20 protein-coding genes are annotated in these 21,260 nt (G+C 37.0%); 19 read left to right on the top strand and 1 reads right to left on the bottom strand.

Going from position 1 to position 21,260, the window contains the following annotated elements:
- Position 1 precedes the first annotated feature (1 nt).
- The 8 genes from CXF93_RS18700 to rfbC all read left to right on the top strand — a co-directional run bounded on the left by CXF93_RS18700 (position 2) and on the right by rfbC (position 8,956).
- Positions 2–1,417, top strand: a complete 1,416-nt coding sequence (locus CXF93_RS18700) for a mannose-1-phosphate guanylyltransferase/mannose-6-phosphate isomerase (protein ID WP_101064024.1) — start codon at positions 2–4, stop codon at positions 1,415–1,417.
- Positions 1,417–2,847 (top strand): phosphomannomutase, encoded by a 1,431-nt coding sequence (locus tag CXF93_RS18695; RefSeq protein ID WP_101064023.1) that lies wholly within the window; start codon positions 1,417–1,419, stop codon positions 2,845–2,847. The genes CXF93_RS18700 and CXF93_RS18695 overlap by 1 nt, the downstream gene beginning before the upstream one ends.
- A 27-nt stretch (positions 2,848–2,874) precedes the next feature.
- Positions 2,875–4,041, top strand: coding sequence for a nucleotide sugar dehydrogenase (locus CXF93_RS18690; RefSeq protein WP_101064022.1), 1,167 nt, complete (start codon positions 2,875–2,877; stop codon positions 4,039–4,041).
- A 41-nt stretch (positions 4,042–4,082) separates the two neighbouring features.
- Positions 4,083–4,955: a UTP--glucose-1-phosphate uridylyltransferase GalU gene (gene galU / locus CXF93_RS18685; RefSeq protein WP_101064021.1), complete on the top strand. Its 873-nt coding sequence runs from the start codon at positions 4,083–4,085 to the stop codon at positions 4,953–4,955.
- A gap of 188 nt (positions 4,956–5,143) precedes the next feature.
- The gene (wecA, locus tag CXF93_RS18680) at positions 5,144–6,214 is read left to right on the top strand and encodes a UDP-N-acetylglucosamine--undecaprenyl-phosphate N-acetylglucosaminephosphotransferase (protein WP_101064020.1); all 1,071 of its coding nucleotides are present in this window, start codon (positions 5,144–5,146) and stop codon (positions 6,212–6,214) included.
- A 4-nt stretch (positions 6,215–6,218) separates the two neighbouring features.
- Positions 6,219–7,226 (top strand): UDP-glucose 4-epimerase GalE, encoded by a 1,008-nt coding sequence (gene galE, locus CXF93_RS18675; protein ID WP_101064019.1) that lies wholly within the window; start codon positions 6,219–6,221, stop codon positions 7,224–7,226.
- Positions 7,227–7,510: 284 nt separating this feature from the next.
- Positions 7,511–8,389 (top strand): dTDP-4-dehydrorhamnose reductase, encoded by an 879-nt coding sequence (gene rfbD / locus CXF93_RS18670; RefSeq protein ID WP_101064018.1) that lies wholly within the window; start codon positions 7,511–7,513, stop codon positions 8,387–8,389.
- 27 nt (positions 8,390–8,416) lie between these two features.
- On the top strand, positions 8,417–8,956 hold the full coding sequence (gene rfbC / locus CXF93_RS18665) for a dTDP-4-dehydrorhamnose 3,5-epimerase (RefSeq protein WP_101064017.1): 540 nt from the start codon (positions 8,417–8,419) through the stop codon (positions 8,954–8,956).
- Between the two features lie 111 nt (positions 8,957–9,067).
- Here the strand turns inward: rfbC and CXF93_RS18660 are convergent, their stop codons facing one another.
- Positions 9,068–10,147 carry a Wzz/FepE/Etk N-terminal domain-containing protein gene (locus tag CXF93_RS18660; RefSeq protein ID WP_101064016.1) on the bottom strand — a complete coding sequence of 360 codons (1,080 nt, stop codon included), beginning with the start codon at positions 10,145–10,147 and terminating at the stop codon, positions 9,068–9,070.
- A 658-nt stretch (positions 10,148–10,805) separates the two neighbouring features.
- On the opposite strand from CXF93_RS18660, the gene rfbB reads away from it, so the two are divergent.
- The 11 genes from rfbB to CXF93_RS18605 all read left to right on the top strand — a co-directional run bounded on the left by rfbB (position 10,806) and on the right by CXF93_RS18605 (position 21,208).
- A complete protein-coding gene (gene rfbB, locus CXF93_RS18655) occupies positions 10,806–11,885 on the top strand; it encodes a dTDP-glucose 4,6-dehydratase (protein WP_101064015.1) in 1,080 nt (359 codons plus the stop codon).
- A gap of 1 nt (position 11,886) precedes the next feature.
- Entirely contained in the window at positions 11,887–12,759 is an 873-nt protein-coding gene (gene rfbA, locus CXF93_RS18650; protein ID WP_101064014.1) for a glucose-1-phosphate thymidylyltransferase RfbA, read from the top strand.
- 34 nt (positions 12,760–12,793) lie between these two features.
- Positions 12,794–13,489: a hypothetical protein gene (locus CXF93_RS18645; RefSeq protein WP_101064013.1), complete on the top strand. Its 696-nt coding sequence runs from the start codon at positions 12,794–12,796 to the stop codon at positions 13,487–13,489.
- Positions 13,486–14,448: a hypothetical protein gene (locus CXF93_RS18640; RefSeq protein WP_101064012.1), complete on the top strand. Its 963-nt coding sequence runs from the start codon at positions 13,486–13,488 to the stop codon at positions 14,446–14,448. The genes CXF93_RS18645 and CXF93_RS18640 overlap by 4 nt, the downstream gene beginning before the upstream one ends.
- Positions 14,445–15,326: a glycosyltransferase gene (locus CXF93_RS18635; RefSeq protein ID WP_101064011.1), complete on the top strand. Its 882-nt coding sequence runs from the start codon at positions 14,445–14,447 to the stop codon at positions 15,324–15,326. The genes CXF93_RS18640 and CXF93_RS18635 overlap by 4 nt, the downstream gene beginning before the upstream one ends.
- 6 nt (positions 15,327–15,332) lie before the next feature.
- Positions 15,333–15,923 carry a DapH/DapD/GlmU-related protein gene (locus CXF93_RS18630; RefSeq protein ID WP_198551707.1) on the top strand — a complete coding sequence of 197 codons (591 nt, stop codon included), beginning with the start codon at positions 15,333–15,335 and terminating at the stop codon, positions 15,921–15,923.
- Entirely contained in the window at positions 15,908–16,513 is a 606-nt protein-coding gene (locus tag CXF93_RS18625; protein ID WP_101064010.1) for a sugar transferase, read from the top strand. Before CXF93_RS18630 ends, CXF93_RS18625 begins: the two co-directional genes overlap by 16 nt.
- Complete coding sequence (locus CXF93_RS18620) at positions 16,510–17,145, top strand: acetyltransferase (RefSeq protein WP_101064009.1); 636 nt, start codon at positions 16,510–16,512, stop codon at positions 17,143–17,145. Before CXF93_RS18625 ends, CXF93_RS18620 begins: the two co-directional genes overlap by 4 nt.
- Positions 17,142–17,987: a 3-hydroxyacyl-CoA dehydrogenase family protein gene (locus tag CXF93_RS18615; RefSeq protein WP_101064008.1), complete on the top strand. Its 846-nt coding sequence runs from the start codon at positions 17,142–17,144 to the stop codon at positions 17,985–17,987. Before CXF93_RS18620 ends, CXF93_RS18615 begins: the two co-directional genes overlap by 4 nt.
- 3 nt (positions 17,988–17,990) lie before the next feature.
- Entirely contained in the window at positions 17,991–19,166 is a 1,176-nt protein-coding gene (locus CXF93_RS18610; protein ID WP_101064007.1) for a DegT/DnrJ/EryC1/StrS aminotransferase family protein, read from the top strand.
- Positions 19,167–19,267: 101 nt separating this feature from the next.
- Positions 19,268–21,208 carry a nucleoside-diphosphate sugar epimerase/dehydratase gene (locus CXF93_RS18605; protein WP_101064006.1) on the top strand — a complete coding sequence of 647 codons (1,941 nt, stop codon included), beginning with the start codon at positions 19,268–19,270 and terminating at the stop codon, positions 21,206–21,208.
- The last annotated feature ends 52 nt before the right edge of the window (positions 21,209–21,260 follow it).

Genomic DNA, 21,260 nt, shown 5'->3' with positions numbered 1-21,260 from the left:
TATGATATTACCGGTAATCATGTCAGGCGGTAGCGGCTCACGCTTATGGCCTTTATCTCGCGCATTACATCCAAAGCAATTCCTAGCATTACTTAATGAAAATACCTTATTACAAGAAACGATTAATCGTCTTGATAATACTCAATGCTTAAATCCGTTGATTATCTGTAATAACGAACACCGTTTTATCGTGGCAGAGCAATTACGCGTAAACGATACAGCTGCAAGTGACATTATTCTTGAGCCTATGGGTAAAAACACCGCGCCTGCAATCACTCTTGCTGCATTAGCTGCAGTTGCAAAAGGCGATGACCCATTATTACTTGTACTTGCTGCTGACCATGTGATTAAAGATGTTGCCGCTTTCCAACAAGCCGTGCTTGATGCAAAGGGATTTGCAGCGCAAGATAAACTCGTTACTTTTGGTATCGTCCCCACTCATGCTGAAACCGGTTATGGCTACATCAAGCAAGGCGCGAAACAAACGCCCAATGAAGCGATTGGTTTTGACGTTGATAGCTTTGTTGAAAAACCAAATCTAGCAACAGCGCAAACCTACCTAGATTCTGGTGAGTATCTGTGGAACAGCGGTATGTTCATGTTTAAAGCATCTCGTTACCTTGAAGAACTGGCTAAATTCTCGCCGGATATGTTAGCGATATGCACACAAGCGTATGAGAACAAAACGCAAGATTTAGACTTCACACGTATCAGTGCTGATATCTTTGCCCAATGCCCTGAAGATTCCGTTGATTATGCGGTGATGGAGCGCACTAGCGATGCTATTGTCGTACCAATGAGTGCAGGTTGGAGTGATGTCGGTTCATTCTCATCATTGTGGGAAGTTAGCGAGAAAGACGAGAATGGTAACGTTAATCACGGTGACATCATCTCGCACAATACTACTAACTCATACATTAATGCTGGTCACAAACTTGTAACGACGGTTGGTGTTGATAACTTAGTGATAGTTGAAACTAAAGATGCGTTATTAGTGGCTTGCAAAGACCAGGTTCAAGATGTGAAAACTATCGTTGAAAAGTTGAAAGCACAAGACCGCTACGAATATAAACATCAACGTGAAGTGTTCCGTCCTTGGGGGAAATATGACTCACTTGATTTTGGTGAACGTGACCAAGTTAAACGTATTACGGTTAATCCAGGTGCTAAATTATCAATACAAATGCATCACCACAGAGCGGAACATTGGATTGTAGTATCGGGTACGGCAAGTGTAACTAACGGTGATAAAACGTTCTTAGTGACAGAGAATGAGTCGACGTATATTCCATTAGGTCAAATTCACGCGTTAGAAAATCCGGGCGTATTACCGCTTGAACTGATTGAAGTGCAAACGGGTTCGTACCTTGGTGAAGATGATATTGTTCGTTTCGATGACAAATATGGAAGAGTATGATGTTAATTAGCTCTAATGAAATAGAAAAATCAGGCATTCAATTTGGTACGAGTGGTGCCCGTGGTTTAGTTACTCAATTTACAGATAATGCTTGTGCTGCATTTACCCATGCTTTTATTAGCTGCATGAAAAAAGAATTTACATTTAAGCAAGTCGCTATCGCGATTGATAATCGCCCTAGTAGCCCTGGAATGGCGCAAGCATGTATTAAAGCATTAGAACAACTTGGTATTGAAGCTATTTATTATGGTGTTGTACCAACACCCGCTTTAGCTTATATATCAATGCAAGATAACATACCGTGTATCATGGTCACTGGTAGTCATATTCCTTTTGATCGCAATGGGCTTAAATTCTATCGTCCAGATGGTGAAATCAGTAAAGTAGATGAGCAAGGTATTTTAAATGCAACGGCTGAATTTGAAGCTATTTCTGACCTGCCTGAATTAGTAACAAATACTAAAGCTGCGGTAGCTTATGTTGAGCGTTATACCTCTTTATTTGATAGTTTATTACTTGCTGGTAAACGCGTAGGTATTTATGAGCATTCCAGTGCTGGTCGTGATCTGTATGCAGATATGTTCATTGCACTTGGCGCTGAAGTTATTGCGTTAGAGCGTAGTGATGAGTTTGTGCCTATTGATACTGAAGCGGTGTCAGAAGCTGATAAACTCAAAGCCAAAAATTGGTCAGCACAATATGATCTTGATTTTATTTTCTCTACCGATGGTGACGGTGACCGCCCGTTAGTTGCAGATGAAAATGGTGATTGGCTACGTGGCGATGTACTTGGTTTATTATGTGCAAATGCAATGAAAATCGATGCGCTAGCTGTACCTGTAAGCTGTAATACTTCAATTGAAAGCTGTGAGTTATTTAATCATGTTACGCGTACTAAGATTGGTTCACCGTATGTTATCGCTGAATTTGAAGAATTAGCTAAAAATTACGTTACAGTAGCTGGCTTTGAGGCTAATGGTGGTTTTTTATTAGGTACTGATGTTGTTGTTAATAACAAACTCGTTAAAGCATTGCCAACTCGCGATGCGGTATTACCGGCGTTGATGTTGTTAGCGGCAGCAAGTGAAAAGAATATTTCAGCATTAGTTAATGCATTACCACAGCGACTGACTCACAGTGATCGTATTCAAAATTTTGCAACCGAAAAGAGCTTCGCTATTTTAAACATTGCGAAAGAACAACCAGCGAAATTTTTAATTCAATTAGGTTTCTCTGATTTAACTGTAGCTGAAATTAATACTACCGATGGTTTACGGTTGACATTAATGACGGGTGATATTATTCATTTTCGTCCGTCGGGTAATGCGCCAGAGTTACGTTGTTATGCTGAATCAAATTCAATTGAACAAGCTCAGTATTTAGTGAACCATGCGTTGCAACAGATCCAATTAATTAATATTACTGCTTAAAAATACAGCTGTAATAAGGGAATTAAAATGAAAATAGCCATTGCCGGAACCGGTTATGTCGGTTTGTCGAATGCGATGTTACTTGCGCAGAACAATGAAGTGATTGCAGTTGATCTTATTGAAGAAAAAATCAATCTACTAAATCAGAAAAAATCACCGATTGTTGATGTTGAAATTGAAGATTTCTTGAAGAATAAAGATCTTAATTTCACTGCAACGCTAGATAAACAGATCGCTTATCAAAATGCTGAATTTGTGATTATTGCAACACCAACTGATTATGATGTTGAAAATAATTATTTCAATACATCTTCTGTTGAATCTGTGATTAAAGACGTTATGGCTATCAACCCACAAGCTGTGATGGTGATTAAATCTACTGTACCAGTTGGTTATACAGCGCGTATTAAACAAGAGTTAGGTTGTGAAAACCTGATGTTCTCTCCTGAGTTCTTACGTGAAGGACGTGCGTTATATGACAACTTACATCCATCACGTATTATTGTCGGTGAGTGTAGTGAACGCGCTGAGGTATTTGCAAGTTTACTAGTACAAGGTGCAGTAAAAGAAGATATTCAGGTATTGTTTACCGATTCGACCGAAGCTGAAGCTGTAAAGCTATTCTCTAATACTTACCTTGCTATGCGAGTTGCTTATTTCAATGAATTAGATTCTTATGCTGAATCACACAACTTGAATGCCCGTCATATTATTGAGGGGGTTGGTTTAGACCCACGTATTGGCAGTCATTATAATAATCCGTCATTTGGCTATGGCGGTTATTGCTTACCAAAAGATACCAAACAGTTGCGTGCTAACTATGCAGATGTACCGAACAGTATTATCGGTGCGATCGTAGAGGCAAATACTACTCGTAAAGATTTTGTGGCAGATTCAATTTTAAAGCGTAATCCCAAGCGCGTCGGTATATATCGTTTGATCATGAAGTCGGGGTCGGATAACTTCCGCGCATCAAGTATTCAAGGCATTATGAAGCGCCTGAAAGCTAAAGGTGTTGAAGTTGTTATTTATGAACCAGTACTTGATGAACCAGAGTTTTTCCATTCTCAAGTAATTAAAGACTTAGCTGAATTTAAAGCAACGTCAGATGTCATTGTATCTAATCGTATGGCTGAAGAGTTGTCTGATGTTGCTGATAAAGTTTATACCCGCGATCTTTTCGGTTCAGATTAACTTAAAACTTAAAACTTAAAACTTAAAACTTGGAATTTGTAATGATCAAAAAATGTTTATTCCCTGCAGCGGGTTACGGAACCCGTTTTCTACCTGCAACTAAATCTATGCCAAAAGAAATGATGCCTGTTGTGAACAAGCCATTAATCGAATACGGCGTTGAGGAAGCGATCAGTGCTGGTATGACCGGCATGTGTATTGTTACTGGTCGCGGTAAGCACTCTCTGATGGATCACTTTGATAAAAACTACGAACTTGAAGATCAAATACAAGGTACGAACAAAGAAGAATTGTTAGATGATATTCGCAGTATTATCGATGCAGCGCAATTCACTTACATTCGCCAACGTGAAATGAAAGGCTTAGGCCATGCAATCCTGACTGGCCGTGAGTTAGTGGGTGATGAACCATTCGCAGTTGTACTCGCTGATGACTTGTGTGTTAACGAAGAAAAGGGCGTGTTAGAGCAGATGGTTGCTTTATACAATCAGTTCCGTTGTTCTATCGTTGCCGTTGAAGAAGTGCCTGCAGGTGAAACCCATAAATATGGCGTTATTGCTGGTGATGAGATCCGTGATGATCTATTCCGTGTGACGAACATGGTAGAAAAACCAGCACCAGGTACAGAACCAAGTAACTTAGCTATTATTGGTCGTTACATTCTAACACCGGATATTTTTGAATTCATCGAAAACACAGCACCAGGTAAAGGTGGCGAGATCCAAATTACCGATGCCTTGTTAAAACAAGCGCAACAAGGTTGTGTGATTGCCTATAAGTTTAAAGGTAAACGTTTTGACTGTGGTTCAGTAGAAGGCTATATCGATGCGATCAACTACTGTTACGACAACGTCTATTTAAAAGATGACAAAGCGCAGTTAGATAAAGCAAAAACTGAAAAGAAATCAGCTTAATGGCTTTTATCTTGGTTCATAATCGAAGCTGTAATAAGAACCGTCAGCTTCGATTATTTAATGTGTAAATAACTATATTACCTGTACGTCTAAAATAATACCTATATTCTGGTGTAGTGCCCTATCAAGTTAATCCGCTACTAATCAAACTAATCAAACTAATCAAACTAATCAAGGTTAAAATCAGCATGTTAATTGAACTCGGTTTTGTTTTCTTTTTCTCTTTAGTGACGCTATTTACCATGCGTAAAATAGCTAAAAAGATCGGTTTAGTTGATAAACCAAATGCACGTAAACACCACAGTGGCGCAATTCCATTAGTCGGTGGTATTACGATTTGTATTTCGTTTATGTACTTCTTATTCAATAATCCCGAATTGTTACCGAACTACCGCTTGTTCATGTTGTGTATTTTTATCCTTACCGTAGTCGGTGCATTGGATGATAAATATGACTTGAGCTTTAAGATCCGCTTCGTGGTACAAGCCGGTTTATCTGTTGCCATGATGCTTGTTGCCGATATCCAGTTACATACATTAGGCAACATGCTGGGCTTTGGTGATATTAACTTAGGCTTGGTAGGTTACTTAATTACAGTGCTTGCAGTAGTTGGCGCAATTAACGCGTTTAACATGGTTGATGGTATTGATGGACTACTTGGTGGTCTCTCCATCGTTACCCTAGGTGGTTTAGGTTTTGTGTTGAGTATTGATGCGCAAGCTAACTTGGCTTACTTATGTCTGGTGCTAATCGTCATCATCTTACCTTATGTACTCTTCAACCTTGGCTTATTAGGTCGTGAGCGTAAAGTATTTATGGGTGATGCCGGTAGTATGTTAATCGGCTTTACTGTGATCTGGTTTTTATTGTTATCGTCACAAAAAGGCGAGGCATTATTACGTCCTGTCACTGCTCTTTGGTTAATAGCCGTGCCGTTAATGGACATGGCCGCGATCATGATCCGTCGTGTTCGCCGTGGTGACTCACCGTTTAAACCCGATCGTGAACATTTACACCATATCTTCCAACGTTTAGGTCTGAACAATACCCAGATATTATGTGCAATTTGTTCTATTGCCATCGCCTATGCTGCTTTTGGTATCTATGCTGAAATAGTCGAGATCCCTGAATACATCATGCTGATATTGTTTTTATTGTGCTTCTTTATATACCAACTATTGTTATCTAAAGTTTGGGTGATCACGGCAAAGATCCGCGCTTGGCGTATAGAGTCACATAAAAATAAATTACAGGAATAGTACCATGACAATCTTAGTCACCGGCGGTGCCGGTTATATCGGTAGCCACACCGTATTAGAATTATTAAACAACAACCAAGATGTGGTGGTGATTGATAATTTATGTAACTCAAGTGAAGAATCATTAAAGCGTGTTAAAGCCATCACCGGTAAGTCTGTGACTTTTTATTGTGGTGATGTGCTGGATACTGAATTACTGAACCGTATCTTTACCGCACATAATATTAAATCGGTGATCCATTTTGCTGGTCTGAAAGCAGTGGGTGAGTCAAGCCAGATCCCGTTAACGTATTACCGTAATAACATTACCGCGACGGTTAACGTGTTAGAAGCGATGACTGCGCACAATGTGAAGAACTTTGTATTTAGTTCATCAGCAACTGTGTATGGCGATCCGGCTTCTGTGCCGATTGATGAAAGCTTCCCAACGTCTGCGACTAACCCTTATGGCCGCTCTAAGTTAATGGTCGAAGAAATACTTGCCGATCTGTATAAGTCAGACAAAAGCTGGAACATAGCCCGCTTACGTTACTTCAATCCAGTGGGTTCACACGAAAGTGGCTTGATTGGTGAAGATCCCAATGACATTCCAAATAACCTCATGCCCTATATCTCACAGGTGGCTGTGGGTAAACTAAAGCAACTGAGTGTATTTGGTGATGATTATGCAACTGTGGATGGCACAGGCGTACGTGATTACATTCACGTAGTTGATTTAGCGTTAGGGCATTTAAAGGCGCTAGATAAGCTAATGACAAATCCTGGCTTAGTCACCTATAACTTAGGCACAGGCCAAGGTTACAGCGTACTCGAAATGGTTAAAGCCTTTGAGCAAGCTTCAGGTAAGACCGTGGCTTATCAAATCGCTCCACGTCGTGAAGGTGATATTGCCCAGTGTTACGCTGCAACTGACTTAGCTGAGCGCGAATTAGGCTGGAAAGCACAACGTAGTATTAGCGATATGACGGCTGATACTTGGCGCTGGCAAGCAAATAACCCGGATGGTTATTAAAAAACCCGCACTTAAATAAGCGCGTTGACCTATTACTTTCCTTGGATCTAAACTTTAAACGGATGGTTCTATTTTTTATTTTCTATTATTCATGAAAATAGGATTATTCCGGACTTAGCGGTGCTGTGTCTAGCTTTACCCATGAGTTTGGACATCAGCTAAAGGTTCTGTACGCTTTGGTGTTGTTGAGTTTGATGATAGAATGGAATTTATATTGAAGAGAAGTCAATATAACCTAAATTTAACGTCTAATAAGTAGTTCTAATAAAAGGTAAATGATTCGTATGCGAGTATTGATTACAGGTTGTAACGGTCAAGTGGGACACTATTTAACAGAGCAGTTAAATAAAAATGAAAGTGCAATCGTACTCGCTCTAACTCGACATGATTTAGATATTACTGATGAAATTGCAGTGCAAAAAACAGTGTTAAAATTCAATCCGAATATTATTATTAACGCTGCGGCACATACTTCTGTGGACAATGCAGAAAACGAAATTGAATTATCTTTTAAAATAAACCGAGATGGGCCTAAATATCTTGCAGAGGCAGCCCAAAAAATTAATGCTGCTTTACTACATATTTCAACTGATTATGTATTTTCAGGTGATAAAAATGGTGAGTACCATCCGGAAGATAGCACTTCACCACAAGGTATTTATGGACAAAGTAAGCTTGCTGGTGAACAAGCCGTAATATCGGCATGTGATAAGCATATTATTTTACGAACAGCTTGGGTTTTTGGTAAACATGGTAATAACTTTGTAAAAACAATGTTCCGTTTGGAAAAAAATAACCAATCCTTGAGTATTGTTGGAGACCAATTTGGTGGGCCAACTTATGCTGGTGATATCGCTGCTGCGTTAATTGAAATCGCAATTCAAATTGAGAAAGGTCATGCAGTTGAATACGGTGTATATCATTTCTCTGGTTTTCCACATGTCAGTTGGTTTGAGTTTGCTGAGTCAATTTTTAGTGAAGCGAAGTCACAACAGATATTATATACAACACCAGTATTAAATAGCATCCCTACAAGTGATTACCCAACACTCGCCAAGCGCCCTGCCAATTCAAAATTAGCGTCAAATAAAATGATGGAATCTTTTGGTATTTCGCCTAGTGACTGGCAAGCTGCGTTAAGTCAAATTAAGTATTACGCGTAACGATATCTATTTTAAAGGGTTATTTAAATGAACGTAATAGAAACAAATATTCCTGACGTTAAAATTATTGAACCAAATGTATTTGGGGATGAACGTGGTTTTTTTATGGAAACATGGCAACAAAAGGAATTCGAAGAAAGAGTCGCTCCGCGTACTTTTGTGCAGGATAATCACTCCAAGTCATCGAAAGGCATTTTACGGGGATTACATTTTCAGACTGAAAATACCCAAGGTAAATTAGTACGAGTGACGAAAGGTGAAGTGTTTGATGTTGCGGTGGATGTACGTAAAGATTCTGTAACTTACGGACAGTGGGTTGGAGTTTATCTTTCAGAAAAGAATAAACGGCAACTATGGGTACCAGAAGGCTTTGCACATGGTTTTTATGTAACCAGTGATGAAGCTGAATTTGTATATAAATGTACAGATTATTATAATCCTACAGCTGAGCATTCTATATTATGGAATGATCCTGATCTCGCGATAGAGTGGCCAGTAGAAGGTAATGTTATATTATCAGAAAAGGATGCTAACGCAGTACTATTTAAACATTCTATAGGGTTGTAATCTAAGTATTTATCTTGCAGTTCAGATAGAAATTCTCAGTCTATTAAGCAAAACTGAGAAGTATGTTCTAACTGCAAGATCGTTCAAGTCTTCAGTATAAATTCTTCAGTATTAAACTCTTCTAGTACTACGCAAAGCATTAATTACTAATACATAAGCTACACCAAATATTAAACCAAGTAATGTACCTAATATTAGCGTAATAGAGCGTTTGGGATGGTCTTTTGTTTTTGGCAAGTGAGGTTTATCTGTAAGTTGATAAAAGTCAAACTTATCAAATTGCATTTTTTTATCATAATCATGCCATTTCGCTATTAACAAAGCACTGCTGTTTATGACTTTATTTTGTTCATAATTGTTTAACATTTCAGTTAGGATAGATTTTTCTGCTGATAGTATTTCATAACCCTTAGTATATTCAGGTGCTGATTCGAGCGAAATATTTTGAGTAACGAAGTTTTTTATTTTAGCGATTTTAGCTATTTTAATATTTTTCTCTATGTCGTTTATTTGTTTTTCGAGTATGAATTTTTCATGGATTTTCGTTTTTTCATTAAAATCTACTATTTGTTTCAGACTTAAGGATAATTCATCCGATATTAAATCTCGTAGGCGTTCTATCATAATATCGTTAATGAAATTAAGATAAGCCTTATTAAACTCTAATGCATCATTCGGGTTAGTAGCACTAATACGAATGTTAGTACCTATTATATTATTTGAATTTAGAGCGTGCTTCGCTGTGATCGATATATTTTTAGCAGCCCATTTATGTGCGTAATTATTTTGCGCTATTAAATTTAAATTATCTTTGGTAACCATTGTTTTAAATAGTTGTTGAGATTTAAAAAATGTAATTTGATTTTCTGTTTTTAGTGCTTCACTAACATATAAGTTATGTAAGCTTTTTATCGATGGGAGTCCTTCGTATTCTTGACCTTTATTTAAGCTTTTAATGCCTCTGTTGAACAACTCGCGATTCAAATTATACTGTTTTGTTTGTTGCGTCGTTGGTGTATCAATGGTAGCACTGACAGACCATTTTTCTGTTGTACTTAACACATAAATAACAGATATCGTCATGAATAAAAATGTAATTAAAGTGATAGTGATTTTTTCTTTCCATAGGGATGAAAAAAAATCGAAAAGATCTATCCGATTATCAGAAGAATTAGACGGTTGATTATTCATTTGTATCTCGACTTAAAGGAGTTTACTACTTGGAGTAGATATTTAGGCTAGTTTAGAATAATGAGTTAGATAAATCAATTTGAAGTTAATGCCTACTTAATAATATTTTATGACAGTGCTGCTATGGTTTAAGAGCGAGATTAGAGGCTTGAATGTTAGTGATGGTCCTGAATCACTGGGGTTGTCTTTAAGCAACTAGGGGCTCTCCAGTTGATAAAGAAAACGACTTGTGGCAAAATACTGGGCTTTAATATGCCGATTTACTTAATGCCCAACGGGTATCGACTATAATCTTGGTGCCTTATCAGTCTTGGGGAACTGCAACCCTAGGCGGTAGCGTTTGTTTTTATTGGGCGCAGCTGTGAGCATATGCTTTTCCTATCCTTGCATACTAGATGCTATCTACGTTATTAAATTAAAACACACTACTCTGAATTAAATAAATGTGCTTTATAGTCATGAAATTTACATTAAATGGTAATCCTAATATGACTAAAAATTGTACATGTTATTAACTGCACTGATTTAGCAATCGGAATTTGTAATGGGTAGGTATTTTAACACTACATATTATTGATTTTCATAGCGGACATTTAATTCATTTTTATTAACAGTCTCACACTCGTGAGTGAATTTAAGAATTATACAAGAGGGAAATATGAAAATCCTAGTTACTGGTGGCGCTGGTTTTATCGGCTCTGCTGTTGTTCGTCATGTAATTAATAATACGAATGATACAGTCATCAATGTAGATAAGTTAACTTATGCTGGAAATATAGATTCACTTATTGATATTGAAAATAGTGTTCGCTATTCGTTTGAAAAAATAGATATTTGCAATCGTGAAGAGCTCGATAGAGTTTTTTTTAAATATCAGCCTGATGCAGTAATGCATTTGGCGGCGGAGTCTCATGTAGACCGTTCAATTGATGGTCCTGCGGCATTTATTGAAACCAATATTGTTGGTACCTATACGTTACTTGAAGCAACTCGATCGTACTGGAATAAATTAGAAGAAACTGCTAAAAATGCATTTCGTTTTCACCATATTTCTACAGATGAAGTATATGGCGATTTAGAAGGAACTGATGACTTATTTACAGAAACAACTTCGTATGAACCAAGTAGCCCTTATTCAGCGTCAAAAGCTGCAAGTGACCATCTAGTTCGTGCATGGCAGAGAACATATGGGCTACCAACATTAGTAACTAATTGCTCTAATAACTATGGCCCTTATCATTTCCCTGAAAAATTGATCCCATTAGTTATTTTAAATGCCGTAGCGGGTAAGCCTTTGCCTGTTTATGGTAACGGTATGCAGATCCGTGATTGGTTATTTGTTGAAGATCATGCGCGTGCTTTATATAAAGTGGTCACTGAAGGTATTGTCGGTGAAACCTACAATATCGGTGGTCATAACGAAAAATCAAATATTGATGTTGTAAAAACTATTTGCTCATTACTTGAAGAGTTAGTCCCAAACAAGCCTGACGGTGTTGCTAATTATCAAGATTTGATTACCTACGTGAGAGATCGACCTGGACATGATGTGCGTTACGCAATCGATGCTTCAAAGATTGAGCTAGAGCTAGGTTGGACCCCAGAGGAAACTTTCGAATCAGGAATTAAAAGTACTGTTGAATGGTATTTAAATAATAAAACATGGTGGTCTCGCGTATTAGATGGTTCGTATAATCTTGAGCGCTTAGGCGCATCAGAAAGTCATGGGGATAAATAACATGAAAGGAATTATTCTTGCCGGTGGTTCTGGTACACGTCTTTACCCGTTAACACGCGGAGTATCAAAACAGTTACTTCCTATTTATGATAAGCCAATGATTTTTTATCCATTATCAGTATTAATGTTAGCGGGTATTCGAGATGTGTTAATCATTACAACGCCTGAGGATCATGCCGGTTTTAAACGTTTACTCGGTGATGGTAGTGATTTTGGTATTAATCTTGAGTATGCGATTCAAGAAAGTCCTGATGGCTTAGCGCAAGCATTTCTAATTGGTGAACAATTTATTGGCAATGATAATGTCTGTTTAGTACTCGGTGATAATATTTTTTATGGACAATCATTTTCAGACATACTGAAAAAGGCTGCTTCTCGTGAAGCTGGGGCAACTGTGTTTGGCTATCAAGTCAAAGATCCTGAGCGTTTCGGGGTTGTTGATTTTGATGATAATATGCGCGCGCTTTCCATTGAAGAAAAGCCGAAGAAACCTAAATCAAATTATGCGGTCACAGGCTTATATTTTTACGATAATCGAGTCGTTGAGTTTGCTAAAAAAGTGAAACCATCTGAGCGTGGTGAGTTAGAAATTACGAGTATTAATCAAATGTACCTTGAAAACGGCTCTTTAAATGTTGAGCTGCTAGGCCGTGGGTTTGCTTGGCTAGACACTGGTACTCATGAGAGTTTGCACGAAGCATCTTCGTTTGTTCAAACTATCGAACATGTGCAAGGTCTAAAAGTGGCCTGCTTAGAAGAAATAGCATGGCGAAATGGCTGGTTAAGTAAAGAGCAGGTACTTGCGGTAGCAAAACCTATGATGAAAAATGATTATGGTCAATATCTTACTCGATTAATGATGGAATCGAAATAATGAAAAGGTTATATTTTAAATTGGTGGATCGTATATGATTGATATAGTTTTATCTATATTAGTGTTTTTTTTGATTTCGATATCTCAGGTTATCGAAATGCATGCGTACACACTGAAAGGTGTACATTCTGAAATATACGCTCGGCAATTTTTAGGTTTAGCTAATTGGATGCAGTATCTGGCAAGGATTATATATGTCTTTGTTTTAATGCTTTTATCTTTTATGTTTGAATTTTTAAATTTAGGAGATGGAATATTACCATTAGTTATGGGGGCCTTTGTTTTTTCTTTTATTTTGAGCATTTTATTTTTTACTTATCAATCCTTCAGGGATAAAATTGTCTTTTTATTAAGGCCTGTCGCAGCGTTTAGTTATCCTGAATTAAAAAATATGAAAATAAATGTTACAATAAATGACGCTAGTTTTGATCGGGTATTTTTTTATACTGTCTTTAGTACTTGGTTGATAGGCTTGGCATTTATATTGCCATTTTTCATTGCTATAAGGTATCCGGAGTTTCGGATGATGGCGACTTATACTGGACAAGCATTGAATTTTGTCGCTACAGCAGTAATTTTTTCTAGAATTGAGCCGAAAATATTTCAAGAATTAGATCAAACCGTATTTTCAGGTGATAATGTTTGCTCATCAATACAGTCTTTACTTAAAGCTCGAATGTACGCCCAATTATTTATTGTAACAACCATATTTTTAATGATGATGCTATGAAACATTTAACATTATTTTATTTTTTTTTATTGTTCATTATAACTCTAACTGTTTATTATTTAATTGGAGGGGATAAGTTTCCTGACTATAATAATTACCTTTCAATAGCTAACGGTAGTGTGCAATGGAGTAAGGGTACTTATTTAACTGAGTTTTTAACGCAAGCTATATTAATTCAGCCTATAATGATAGAAAATATAAATAATGTAGATATATTAGCTTTTTTTGTTCAGATGTTTATTTTCATATTGTCAATGTATTATGTTCGGAATAATGTTAACTACCTTTATCCAATGGTTGTTTTTTTATCTCTGTATTTACCTATTTTCTTGACTACTACATTAAGAGCTGCACCATTATATTTTTTATTTTTTATCATGTCACTTAAAATATTCAAATCTGAAGTGCGTTATACTCATGTATTTATTTTTTTTATATTAGGTAGCTTGTTTCATGATAGTGTCTTTATTATTACCGGTGCTTTGATATTCTCTAAGTTGTTTGTTTTTATATTTAATAGTAGTGTTAAATCTTATCGCTATTTATTTTTAATTTCGTTGTTAGTTTTATTAGTTGGCTCACCATTAAAAGAATTTATAATTCAGAATATAAATTTAGATTTTTTAGGTGAAAGAGCTGTCTATTTACGAGGTTATGAATATAGTTTTATGAAAATGGCATATGTATTAATTATTAATTTTTTATGTTTGTTATTTATTGTCGATACTAAAGTTTTTAATTCTAGTAAGTTAATTGCGTTGGCATTAACGTTAAGCTTAAATGTCGTGTTCGTATTATCAAGTACCGCAGGAATAAGGTACTCTATTTTTATTTTAGCGTATCTTATAGCAGGTCGAGGCGTTTTACTCCATCAAGATGAATTGTTTAAGCGTAATCCTATAATTGTTCTTCCCTTCCTTTTATTAATATTTTTTATACAGTTTAGAGTACTTATATGAAAAAACCTAAAGTAGCCGTCATTATGGCAACATACAATCCAATATATTTTATTAAAGAGCAGATAGATTCAATCTTAAATCAAAAAGATGTTGATATTACAATACATATTTTTGATGATGGTAGCTCAGATCAAACGATGTTATTAGAACCATCTATTGCGAACTCAAAAAAAATAATTGTTAATCAGTGCGAAGCTTCTGGTTCGGCGGGGAAAAATTTTTTAAGAGCAATTAGGGATTTACCTTTAAATGATTTTGATTGGATATCTATTTCAGATCAAGATGATATTTGGTGTGATAAAAAAGTAATATCGGCGATTAATAAATTAAAGGAAAGTAAGGCAAATGGTTACTCAAGTAATTTAGATTTGTATGACGGTAAAGAAAAATATGGGAAACTCATAAAAAATGATAGTAAGTGCGATTTTGACCACTACTTTCAAGGGGCTAGTGCCGGTTGTACATATGTCTTAGATGTAAAGCTATTTGAAGCATGTAAATTAGCTTTGAATAATTGTGACATATTAAACTTATCCGCAGACGTGTCTCATGATTGGGCTATTTACTATATTTGTCGTACATCTTCTTTAAATTGGTATGCTGATAGTAATTCTTACATTTTGTATCGTCAACATGATAATAATGTTTATGGTGCGACGAGAAGTGTTATGGAATCTTTAAAAATGATTTTTGGAGGGTGGTTGTATAATAACGTCAGTTTCATGGACTCTTTAAATACTGAGAAAAATATAAATATTAACGGTTCTAAAATCTATAAGTTATCTAAAATTGTAAATGTTTTTTCATTTAGGCGAGGTAAAATAGAATCATTGATAGCTTATTTTTGGTGGTTATTCTGTTTCAATTCAAAAAAGTGATAACTAATGAAGAAAATGTATTTGACCTATGGGTTTTGGGGATTAATTAAGTTAATTCTAGATGTCATCATTTCTCGATGTTTCTATTCTGGAGTTCGAGTTATTCGACGCCCTTTCTATATTAGAAATAATGGGATTTTAAATTTAGGGAAATCTTTAACTTCTGGTGTTGGTTTAAGAATTGATATCATAAGTGAGACATCTGAATTAGTGATCGGCGACAACGTTCAACTTAATGATTATTGTCATTTGGGCGTTGCAGATAAAGTAACGATCGGAAGTAATACCTTGATTGCGAGTAAAGTCTTTATAACTGATCATGGACATGGCCGTTTTAAAACACCATGTGAGCTTAGTGCGCCTAATACTTGCCCTATATCTAGACCTCTAGAATCAAGTGCTGTTGATATTGGAAGTAATGTTTGGATCGGTGAGAGTGTGATGATATTACCTGGAGTGTCTATAGGAGACGGTTCTGTGATCGGCGCTGGTTCTGTTGTATCAAAAAGTATACCGCCGTATACTATCGCTGTTGGAAATCCAGCAAAAGTTATTAAAAAGTATGACTTTGATAAGAAGGAATGGATCAAGTGTTAAAAAGAATATTCGATATCGTGGTTTCTTTTTGTTCTTTACTATTGTTATCTCCAATTATGTTTATAGCAAGTCGAAAAATTGCTAAAAATCTTGGAAAACCAGTATTTTTCTATCAGCAACGTCCGGGGTTGAATGGAAAGGTATTTAAAATGATAAAGTTTCGCAGTATGCGAGATGCTAATGATGAAAATGGAAATATATTACCTGATGTAGAGCGTTTAACGCCATTTGGTGAAAAACTTCGTTCTAGTAGCTTAGATGAATTGCCTGGGCTTTGGAACGTACTGAAAGGTGAAATGAGCTTGGTTGGACCTCGGCCATTACTGGTTGAATATTTACCTTTATATAATAAGGAACAAGCATCACGCCATAATGTTCGCCCTGGTATTACTGGCTGGGCACAAGTGAATGGACGGAATGCTATTAGTTGGGAACAAAAATTTGAACTTGATGTTTGGTATGTTGAAAATCAATCATTTTGGTTAGATATTAAAATTTTACTTTTGACAGTAAAAAAAGTATTTGTACGTGAAGGTATATCCCAAGATGGGGAAGCTACAATGACTAAATTTGAAGGAAGCCAAAAGTGAAAGAATTAGTAATTATTGGTGGCGGTGGTTTTGCCAAAGAAATCGTATGGTTAGCTCGAGATTGTGGCAGAGTTATTAAAGGTGTTCTGGATGATAACCTTGATATACAAGGCTCTTTGATCGCTGGTGTGCCAATCATTGGTGTTGTAGATGATTGGCATAATTTTTCAGCATGTGAATTTGTTATTGCTATTGGTTCTCCACGTACCCGTCGTTCAGTGGTTAACAAAATGAAATTAAAAGGAACGCCAACGTTTACTAAACTAATTCACCCTAGCGTACGTATGTCTGAGTATGTAGACATTGGTGAAGGTGCAATGATCTGTGCTGGGAGCATACTAACTGTTGATATCTCTATTGGAAAACATTGTATTTTAAATTTAAATGTTACAGTTGGTCATGAATGCTGTTTTGATGATTTTGTTACTGTAGCGCCGATGGCTGCAGTTTCAGGTAACGTTAGGTTACATAACTGTGTTGAGATCGGGACTGGTGCGGTATTACGTCAAGGGTTAACCTTAGAACAAGGTTCAATGCTTGGAATGGGCGCCGTTCTTACAAAAAATATAGCTGAAAATTATATATTCGCTGGTAATCCAGCTAGAAAATTAAAGGAATTACCAGGGGTATGAAAGTTACAATAGTTGGTAGTGGTGCGATGGGGTGTGGTATCGCACAAGTTTTGATTGCTTCGGCTGAAGTGACTGAACTTAATGTGATCACTCGTGGAGAGAGTCAATCGAGTCGGGTTGAAAAAGCATGTCATAAATATATTTCCCGTTTAGAGCGTAAAGGAAAGCTTAGTCATGAGGAACTGTTAGCTTTCAAGGTAAAGCTAAAAGTAAGTGATAATTATCGCCATATTGAAGGCTCAGATCTTGTTATTGAAGCTGTAGCCGAAAATTTTGATGTTAAAAATGCTGTTTATAAAGAAATTAAACCGTATGTGTCAGATAAAACGATAATCGCTTCTAATACTTCATCTCTGTCTATCACTGCATTCTCTTCATTATTCGATAATCCAGAAAATGTAGTGGGGTTGCACTTTTTTAATCCAGCACCAGTAATGGAACTAGTTGAAGTTGTCGTTGGCCATGTGACATGTAAAAAAGTGGTAACTAGATTGGTAGCGTTTACGGATGCAATAGGTAAAACACCTGTTGTTGTTAATGAAGCTCCAGGTTTTGTTGTAAATCGAATGTTGATACCTATGATCAATGAAGCTGTGAGTATACTTGCAGAAGGAATTGCTACAGCTGGAGATATAGATAAAGCCATGAAGTTTGGTGCCCATCATCCAATGGGACCATTGGCATTGGCTGATTTAATTGGTAACGATGTTAATTTATCAATAATGGAAACGTTATATGCAGAAACTGGCGATCCAAAATATCGTGCTCACCCACTGTTAAGAAAAATGGTTAGAGCAAATCATTTGGGTCGGAAAACTAAACAAGGCTTTTACGAGTATTAAATTATGCTGAATACCTCTTTTTCTTCATGGCCTTCTTTTACACAAGAAGAGGCTGATAAAGTATCCGAAGTTATATTATCAAATAAAGTAAACTACTGGACTGGCACAGAAGGGCGTGAATTTGAAAAAGAATTCGCCATTTTCGCTGATTGTGAATATGCAGTTGCGTTAGGTAATGGTACTTTGGCGCTCGATTTAGCGTTGAAAGCGTTAAATATCGGTGCTGGTGATGAAGTTATCACGACTTCTCGCACGTTTTTAGCATCAGCCTCTTCTATTGTAACGAGCGGTGCAGCACCTGTATTTGCAGATGTTGATTTAAACAGCCAAAATATTACCGCAGAATCGATTGCTGCAGTATTAACACCAAAAACGAAGGCTGTGATAGTGGTTCATTTAGCAGGTATGCCTGCTGAAATGGATGCTATTATGGCGTTATCAGCAAAACATGATTTTTACGTGATTGAAGATTGTGCCCAAGCGCACGGTGCTAAATATAAAGGTAAATCGGTTGGCTCTATTGGCCATATTGGCGCTTGGTCTTTCTGTCAAGATAAGATCATGACCACTGGTGGCGAGGGCGGTATGGTCACGACCAATGACAAAGCGCTTTGGTCTGCAATGTGGTCTTATAAAGATCACGGTAAGAGCTTCGAAGCCATCTATGAACGTCAACATCCACCAGGATTCCGTTGGCTGCATGAAAGCTTTGGTACCAATTGGCGCATGACTGAAATGCAAGCGGCCATTGGCCGAATTCAATTGACTCGTATGGTGGACTGGACGACAAAACGCCAGGCTAACGGTAGTGCTATTGATACTGTGGTTAGCGATCTTGATGTTGTTCGAATCGTTGAAGTACCTGAATACAGTGAGCACGCTGAATACAAGCATTACCTTTTCGTGAGACCTGAACACTTAGCAAAGGGTTGGACAAGAGATCGTATAGTTGAAGCTATTACAGCTAGTGGCGTTCCAGCTTTTCAAGGTAGTTGCTCTGAGGTTTACTTAGAGAAAGCGTTTGATAATACGCCTTGGCGTCCTGAAAAACGCTTGTCAAATGCTGTTGAGCTGGGTGACACGAGTCTGATGTTCTTAGTTCACCCTACGTTACTCGATTCTGAAATTGAAAAAACATGTGTAGTGATACGTAATATTTTACTAAATGCTCAAAAGTAATCTTTGAGTTCGCATTAAACTCTGAATATCTTTTTCAGAGTTTGCTTTTCTATTGAATATTATTCTCATTTCATTTATTTTATAAACTAAAGCGATATTTCATGCTAAACCTTAACTCTATTTGGTCACTTCCTCGTTATCAAAAACGCCTGATTAGTATATGCATTGATTTCTTTTTCATCGTATTATCTTTCTTTGGCGCTTACTGGGTCAGAATCGGTAAATTTGCGATGTTAGACACTACTGATAGCTTATATGTATTGTCTAGTACGCTAATTTTAACTTTACTTGTTTTTACTAAATTAGGTCTATATCGAGCGGTTTTAAGGTATCTTAGCCTACACGTATTAGCTATAGTCGGGCTCGGGACTGTATTTTCAGCAGTTGCAATGGCTGGTTTCGCTTTCTGGTTTGATGCGCTTATCCCTCGTTCTTTACCTATTATTTATGGTGCTTTTTTGGCTATTTCAATCGGAGGTAGTCGATTAATTGTCCGAAGTTTAGTCGCCCAGTCATCCAATAAAGTCGGTATACCTGTGGTTATTTATGGTGCTGGGAGTGCAGGGCGACAATTGGCACTTGCTCTTCGCCAGTCATCAAGTCATCAGGTTATCGGCTTTGTTGATGAAGATAAAACATTGATGAATACCATGATGATGGGGTTGTATGTTTATAGCGTTAATGATGTGAAATCAGTGATTGTAAAACATGGTGTAAAACAAATTCTACTTGCGATACCGAGTGCTTCTCGTCGTCGACGTAAAGAAGTGTTAGAGCATGTTGCGTTATTATCTGTTGAAATTAGAACTGTTCCAGAAATGCAGGATATCATTTCTGGCGATGCTCGTATTGAGGAACTTAAAGATGTCTCTATTGAGGACCTCTTAGGTCGCGATTCTGTTACTCCCCAGCAGTCGTTAATGGAAGCAAACATCAAAGATAAAGTCGTTATGGTGACTGGCGCTGGCGGATCTATTGGCTCGGAACTGTGTCGTCAAATTATTCGGAACCAACCAAAAACACTCGTATTGTTCGAGTTGTCTGAATTTGCTTTGTATCAGATAGACCGAGAATTGTCTTTGCTGATTGAGAAGGAAAGTTTAGACATTAATGTTATCCCTTTACTTGGCTCTGTTCAACGGATTAATCGTTTATCGAAAGTAATGGAAAGCTTTAAAGTTCAAACTATTTATCATGCAGCAGCTTATAAGCATGTACCACTAGTTGAATATAATGTTGTTGAAGGTGTTCGTAATAATATCTTTGGTACTAATTATGCGGCCCGCGCTGCTATTGAAGCTAAAGTTGAATTGTTTGTATTAATTTCTACGGATAAAGCTGTACGCCCAACAAATATAATGGGTACAACTAAACGAATTGCAGAGCTAGGTTTGCAAGCCTTGGCTGAGCAGCAAAATGCTATTAATGAAAAAGACGGAACTTTAGGTACCTGTTTTTGTATGGTACGTTTTGGTAATGTATTGGGTTCTTCGGGTTCTGTTGTTCCAGTGTTTAAGCGTCAAATTGAAAACAGGGCCCCTATTACCGTGACTCATGAAGATATCACTCGATACTTTATGACGATCCCTGAAGCTGCACAGTTGGTTATCCAAGCTGGTGCGATGGGTAAAGGCGGAGATGTATTTGTACTTGATATGGGGGAACCTGTTAAGATTGTTGATTTAGCGAAAAATTTGATTCACCTTTCGGGATTAGAAGTTAAAGATGAATTCAATCCTTATGGTGATATTGAAATTCAATATACAGGCTTACGTCCAGGTGAAAAATTATATGAAGAGCTGTTAATTGGTGATGATAATGTAGAAAGAACGGCTCATGAGCGGATCATGACTGCTCAAGAAGATTTTTTACCATTAGATAATTATAATCAATTACTGGATAGGTTAGATACTGCATGTCATGATTTTGATCATGAAGCGATTAGACAGTTGTTACTTGATGCTCCCACTGGTTTTAATCCTGTCGATGGCATTGGTGATCTAGTATGGAAAGCCACAGTGTTAGATACTCAACTAACTTAATATATCCATAATAAACATAGTTATAATAATAGGTCGAGATACTGATTTAAAT

The sequence above is a fragment of the Moritella sp. Urea-trap-13 genome (assembly GCF_002836355.1).
In the GTDB taxonomy this organism is placed as follows: domain Bacteria; phylum Pseudomonadota; class Gammaproteobacteria; order Enterobacterales; family Moritellaceae; genus Moritella.
Note: the sequence above shows the minus strand (reverse complement) of the source record. Positions and strands in the feature narration are given on the sequence as shown.

Excerpts from the sequence above, each read along its gene's own strand:
- rfbC (WP_101064017.1), top strand. The coding sequence starts at position 8,417 with ATGAACGTAATAGAAACAAATATTCCTGACGTTAAAATTATTGAACCA.
- CXF93_RS18690 (WP_101064022.1), top strand. The coding sequence starts at position 2,875 with ATGAAAATAGCCATTGCCGGAACCGGTTATGTCGGTTTGTCGAATGCG.
- CXF93_RS18625 (WP_101064010.1), top strand. The coding sequence starts at position 15,908 with ATGGATCAAGTGTTAAAAAGAATATTCGATATCGTGGTTTCTTTTTGT.
- CXF93_RS18645 (WP_101064013.1), top strand. The coding sequence starts at position 12,794 with ATGATTGATATAGTTTTATCTATATTAGTGTTTTTTTTGATTTCGATA.
- CXF93_RS18660 (WP_101064016.1), bottom strand. The coding sequence starts at position 10,147 with ATGAATAATCAACCGTCTAATTCTTCTGATAATCGGATAGATCTTTTC.
- wecA (WP_101064020.1), top strand. The coding sequence starts at position 5,144 with ATGTTAATTGAACTCGGTTTTGTTTTCTTTTTCTCTTTAGTGACGCTA.
- rfbB (WP_101064015.1), top strand. The coding sequence starts at position 10,806 with ATGAAAATCCTAGTTACTGGTGGCGCTGGTTTTATCGGCTCTGCTGTT.
- CXF93_RS18640 (WP_101064012.1), top strand. The coding sequence starts at position 13,486 with ATGAAACATTTAACATTATTTTATTTTTTTTTATTGTTCATTATAACT.
- galE (WP_101064019.1), top strand. The coding sequence starts at position 6,219 with ATGACAATCTTAGTCACCGGCGGTGCCGGTTATATCGGTAGCCACACC.
- CXF93_RS18700 (WP_101064024.1), top strand. The coding sequence starts at position 2 with ATGATATTACCGGTAATCATGTCAGGCGGTAGCGGCTCACGCTTATGG.
- CXF93_RS18605 (WP_101064006.1), top strand. The coding sequence starts at position 19,268 with ATGCTAAACCTTAACTCTATTTGGTCACTTCCTCGTTATCAAAAACGC.
- galU (WP_101064021.1), top strand. The coding sequence starts at position 4,083 with ATGATCAAAAAATGTTTATTCCCTGCAGCGGGTTACGGAACCCGTTTT.
- rfbD (WP_101064018.1), top strand. The coding sequence starts at position 7,511 with ATGCGAGTATTGATTACAGGTTGTAACGGTCAAGTGGGACACTATTTA.
- CXF93_RS18695 (WP_101064023.1), top strand. The coding sequence starts at position 1,417 with ATGTTAATTAGCTCTAATGAAATAGAAAAATCAGGCATTCAATTTGGT.
- CXF93_RS18610 (WP_101064007.1), top strand. The coding sequence starts at position 17,991 with ATGCTGAATACCTCTTTTTCTTCATGGCCTTCTTTTACACAAGAAGAG.
- CXF93_RS18635 (WP_101064011.1), top strand. The coding sequence starts at position 14,445 with ATGAAAAAACCTAAAGTAGCCGTCATTATGGCAACATACAATCCAATA.
- CXF93_RS18615 (WP_101064008.1), top strand. The coding sequence starts at position 17,142 with ATGAAAGTTACAATAGTTGGTAGTGGTGCGATGGGGTGTGGTATCGCA.
- CXF93_RS18630 (WP_198551707.1), top strand. The coding sequence starts at position 15,333 with ATGAAGAAAATGTATTTGACCTATGGGTTTTGGGGATTAATTAAGTTA.
- rfbA (WP_101064014.1), top strand. The coding sequence starts at position 11,887 with ATGAAAGGAATTATTCTTGCCGGTGGTTCTGGTACACGTCTTTACCCG.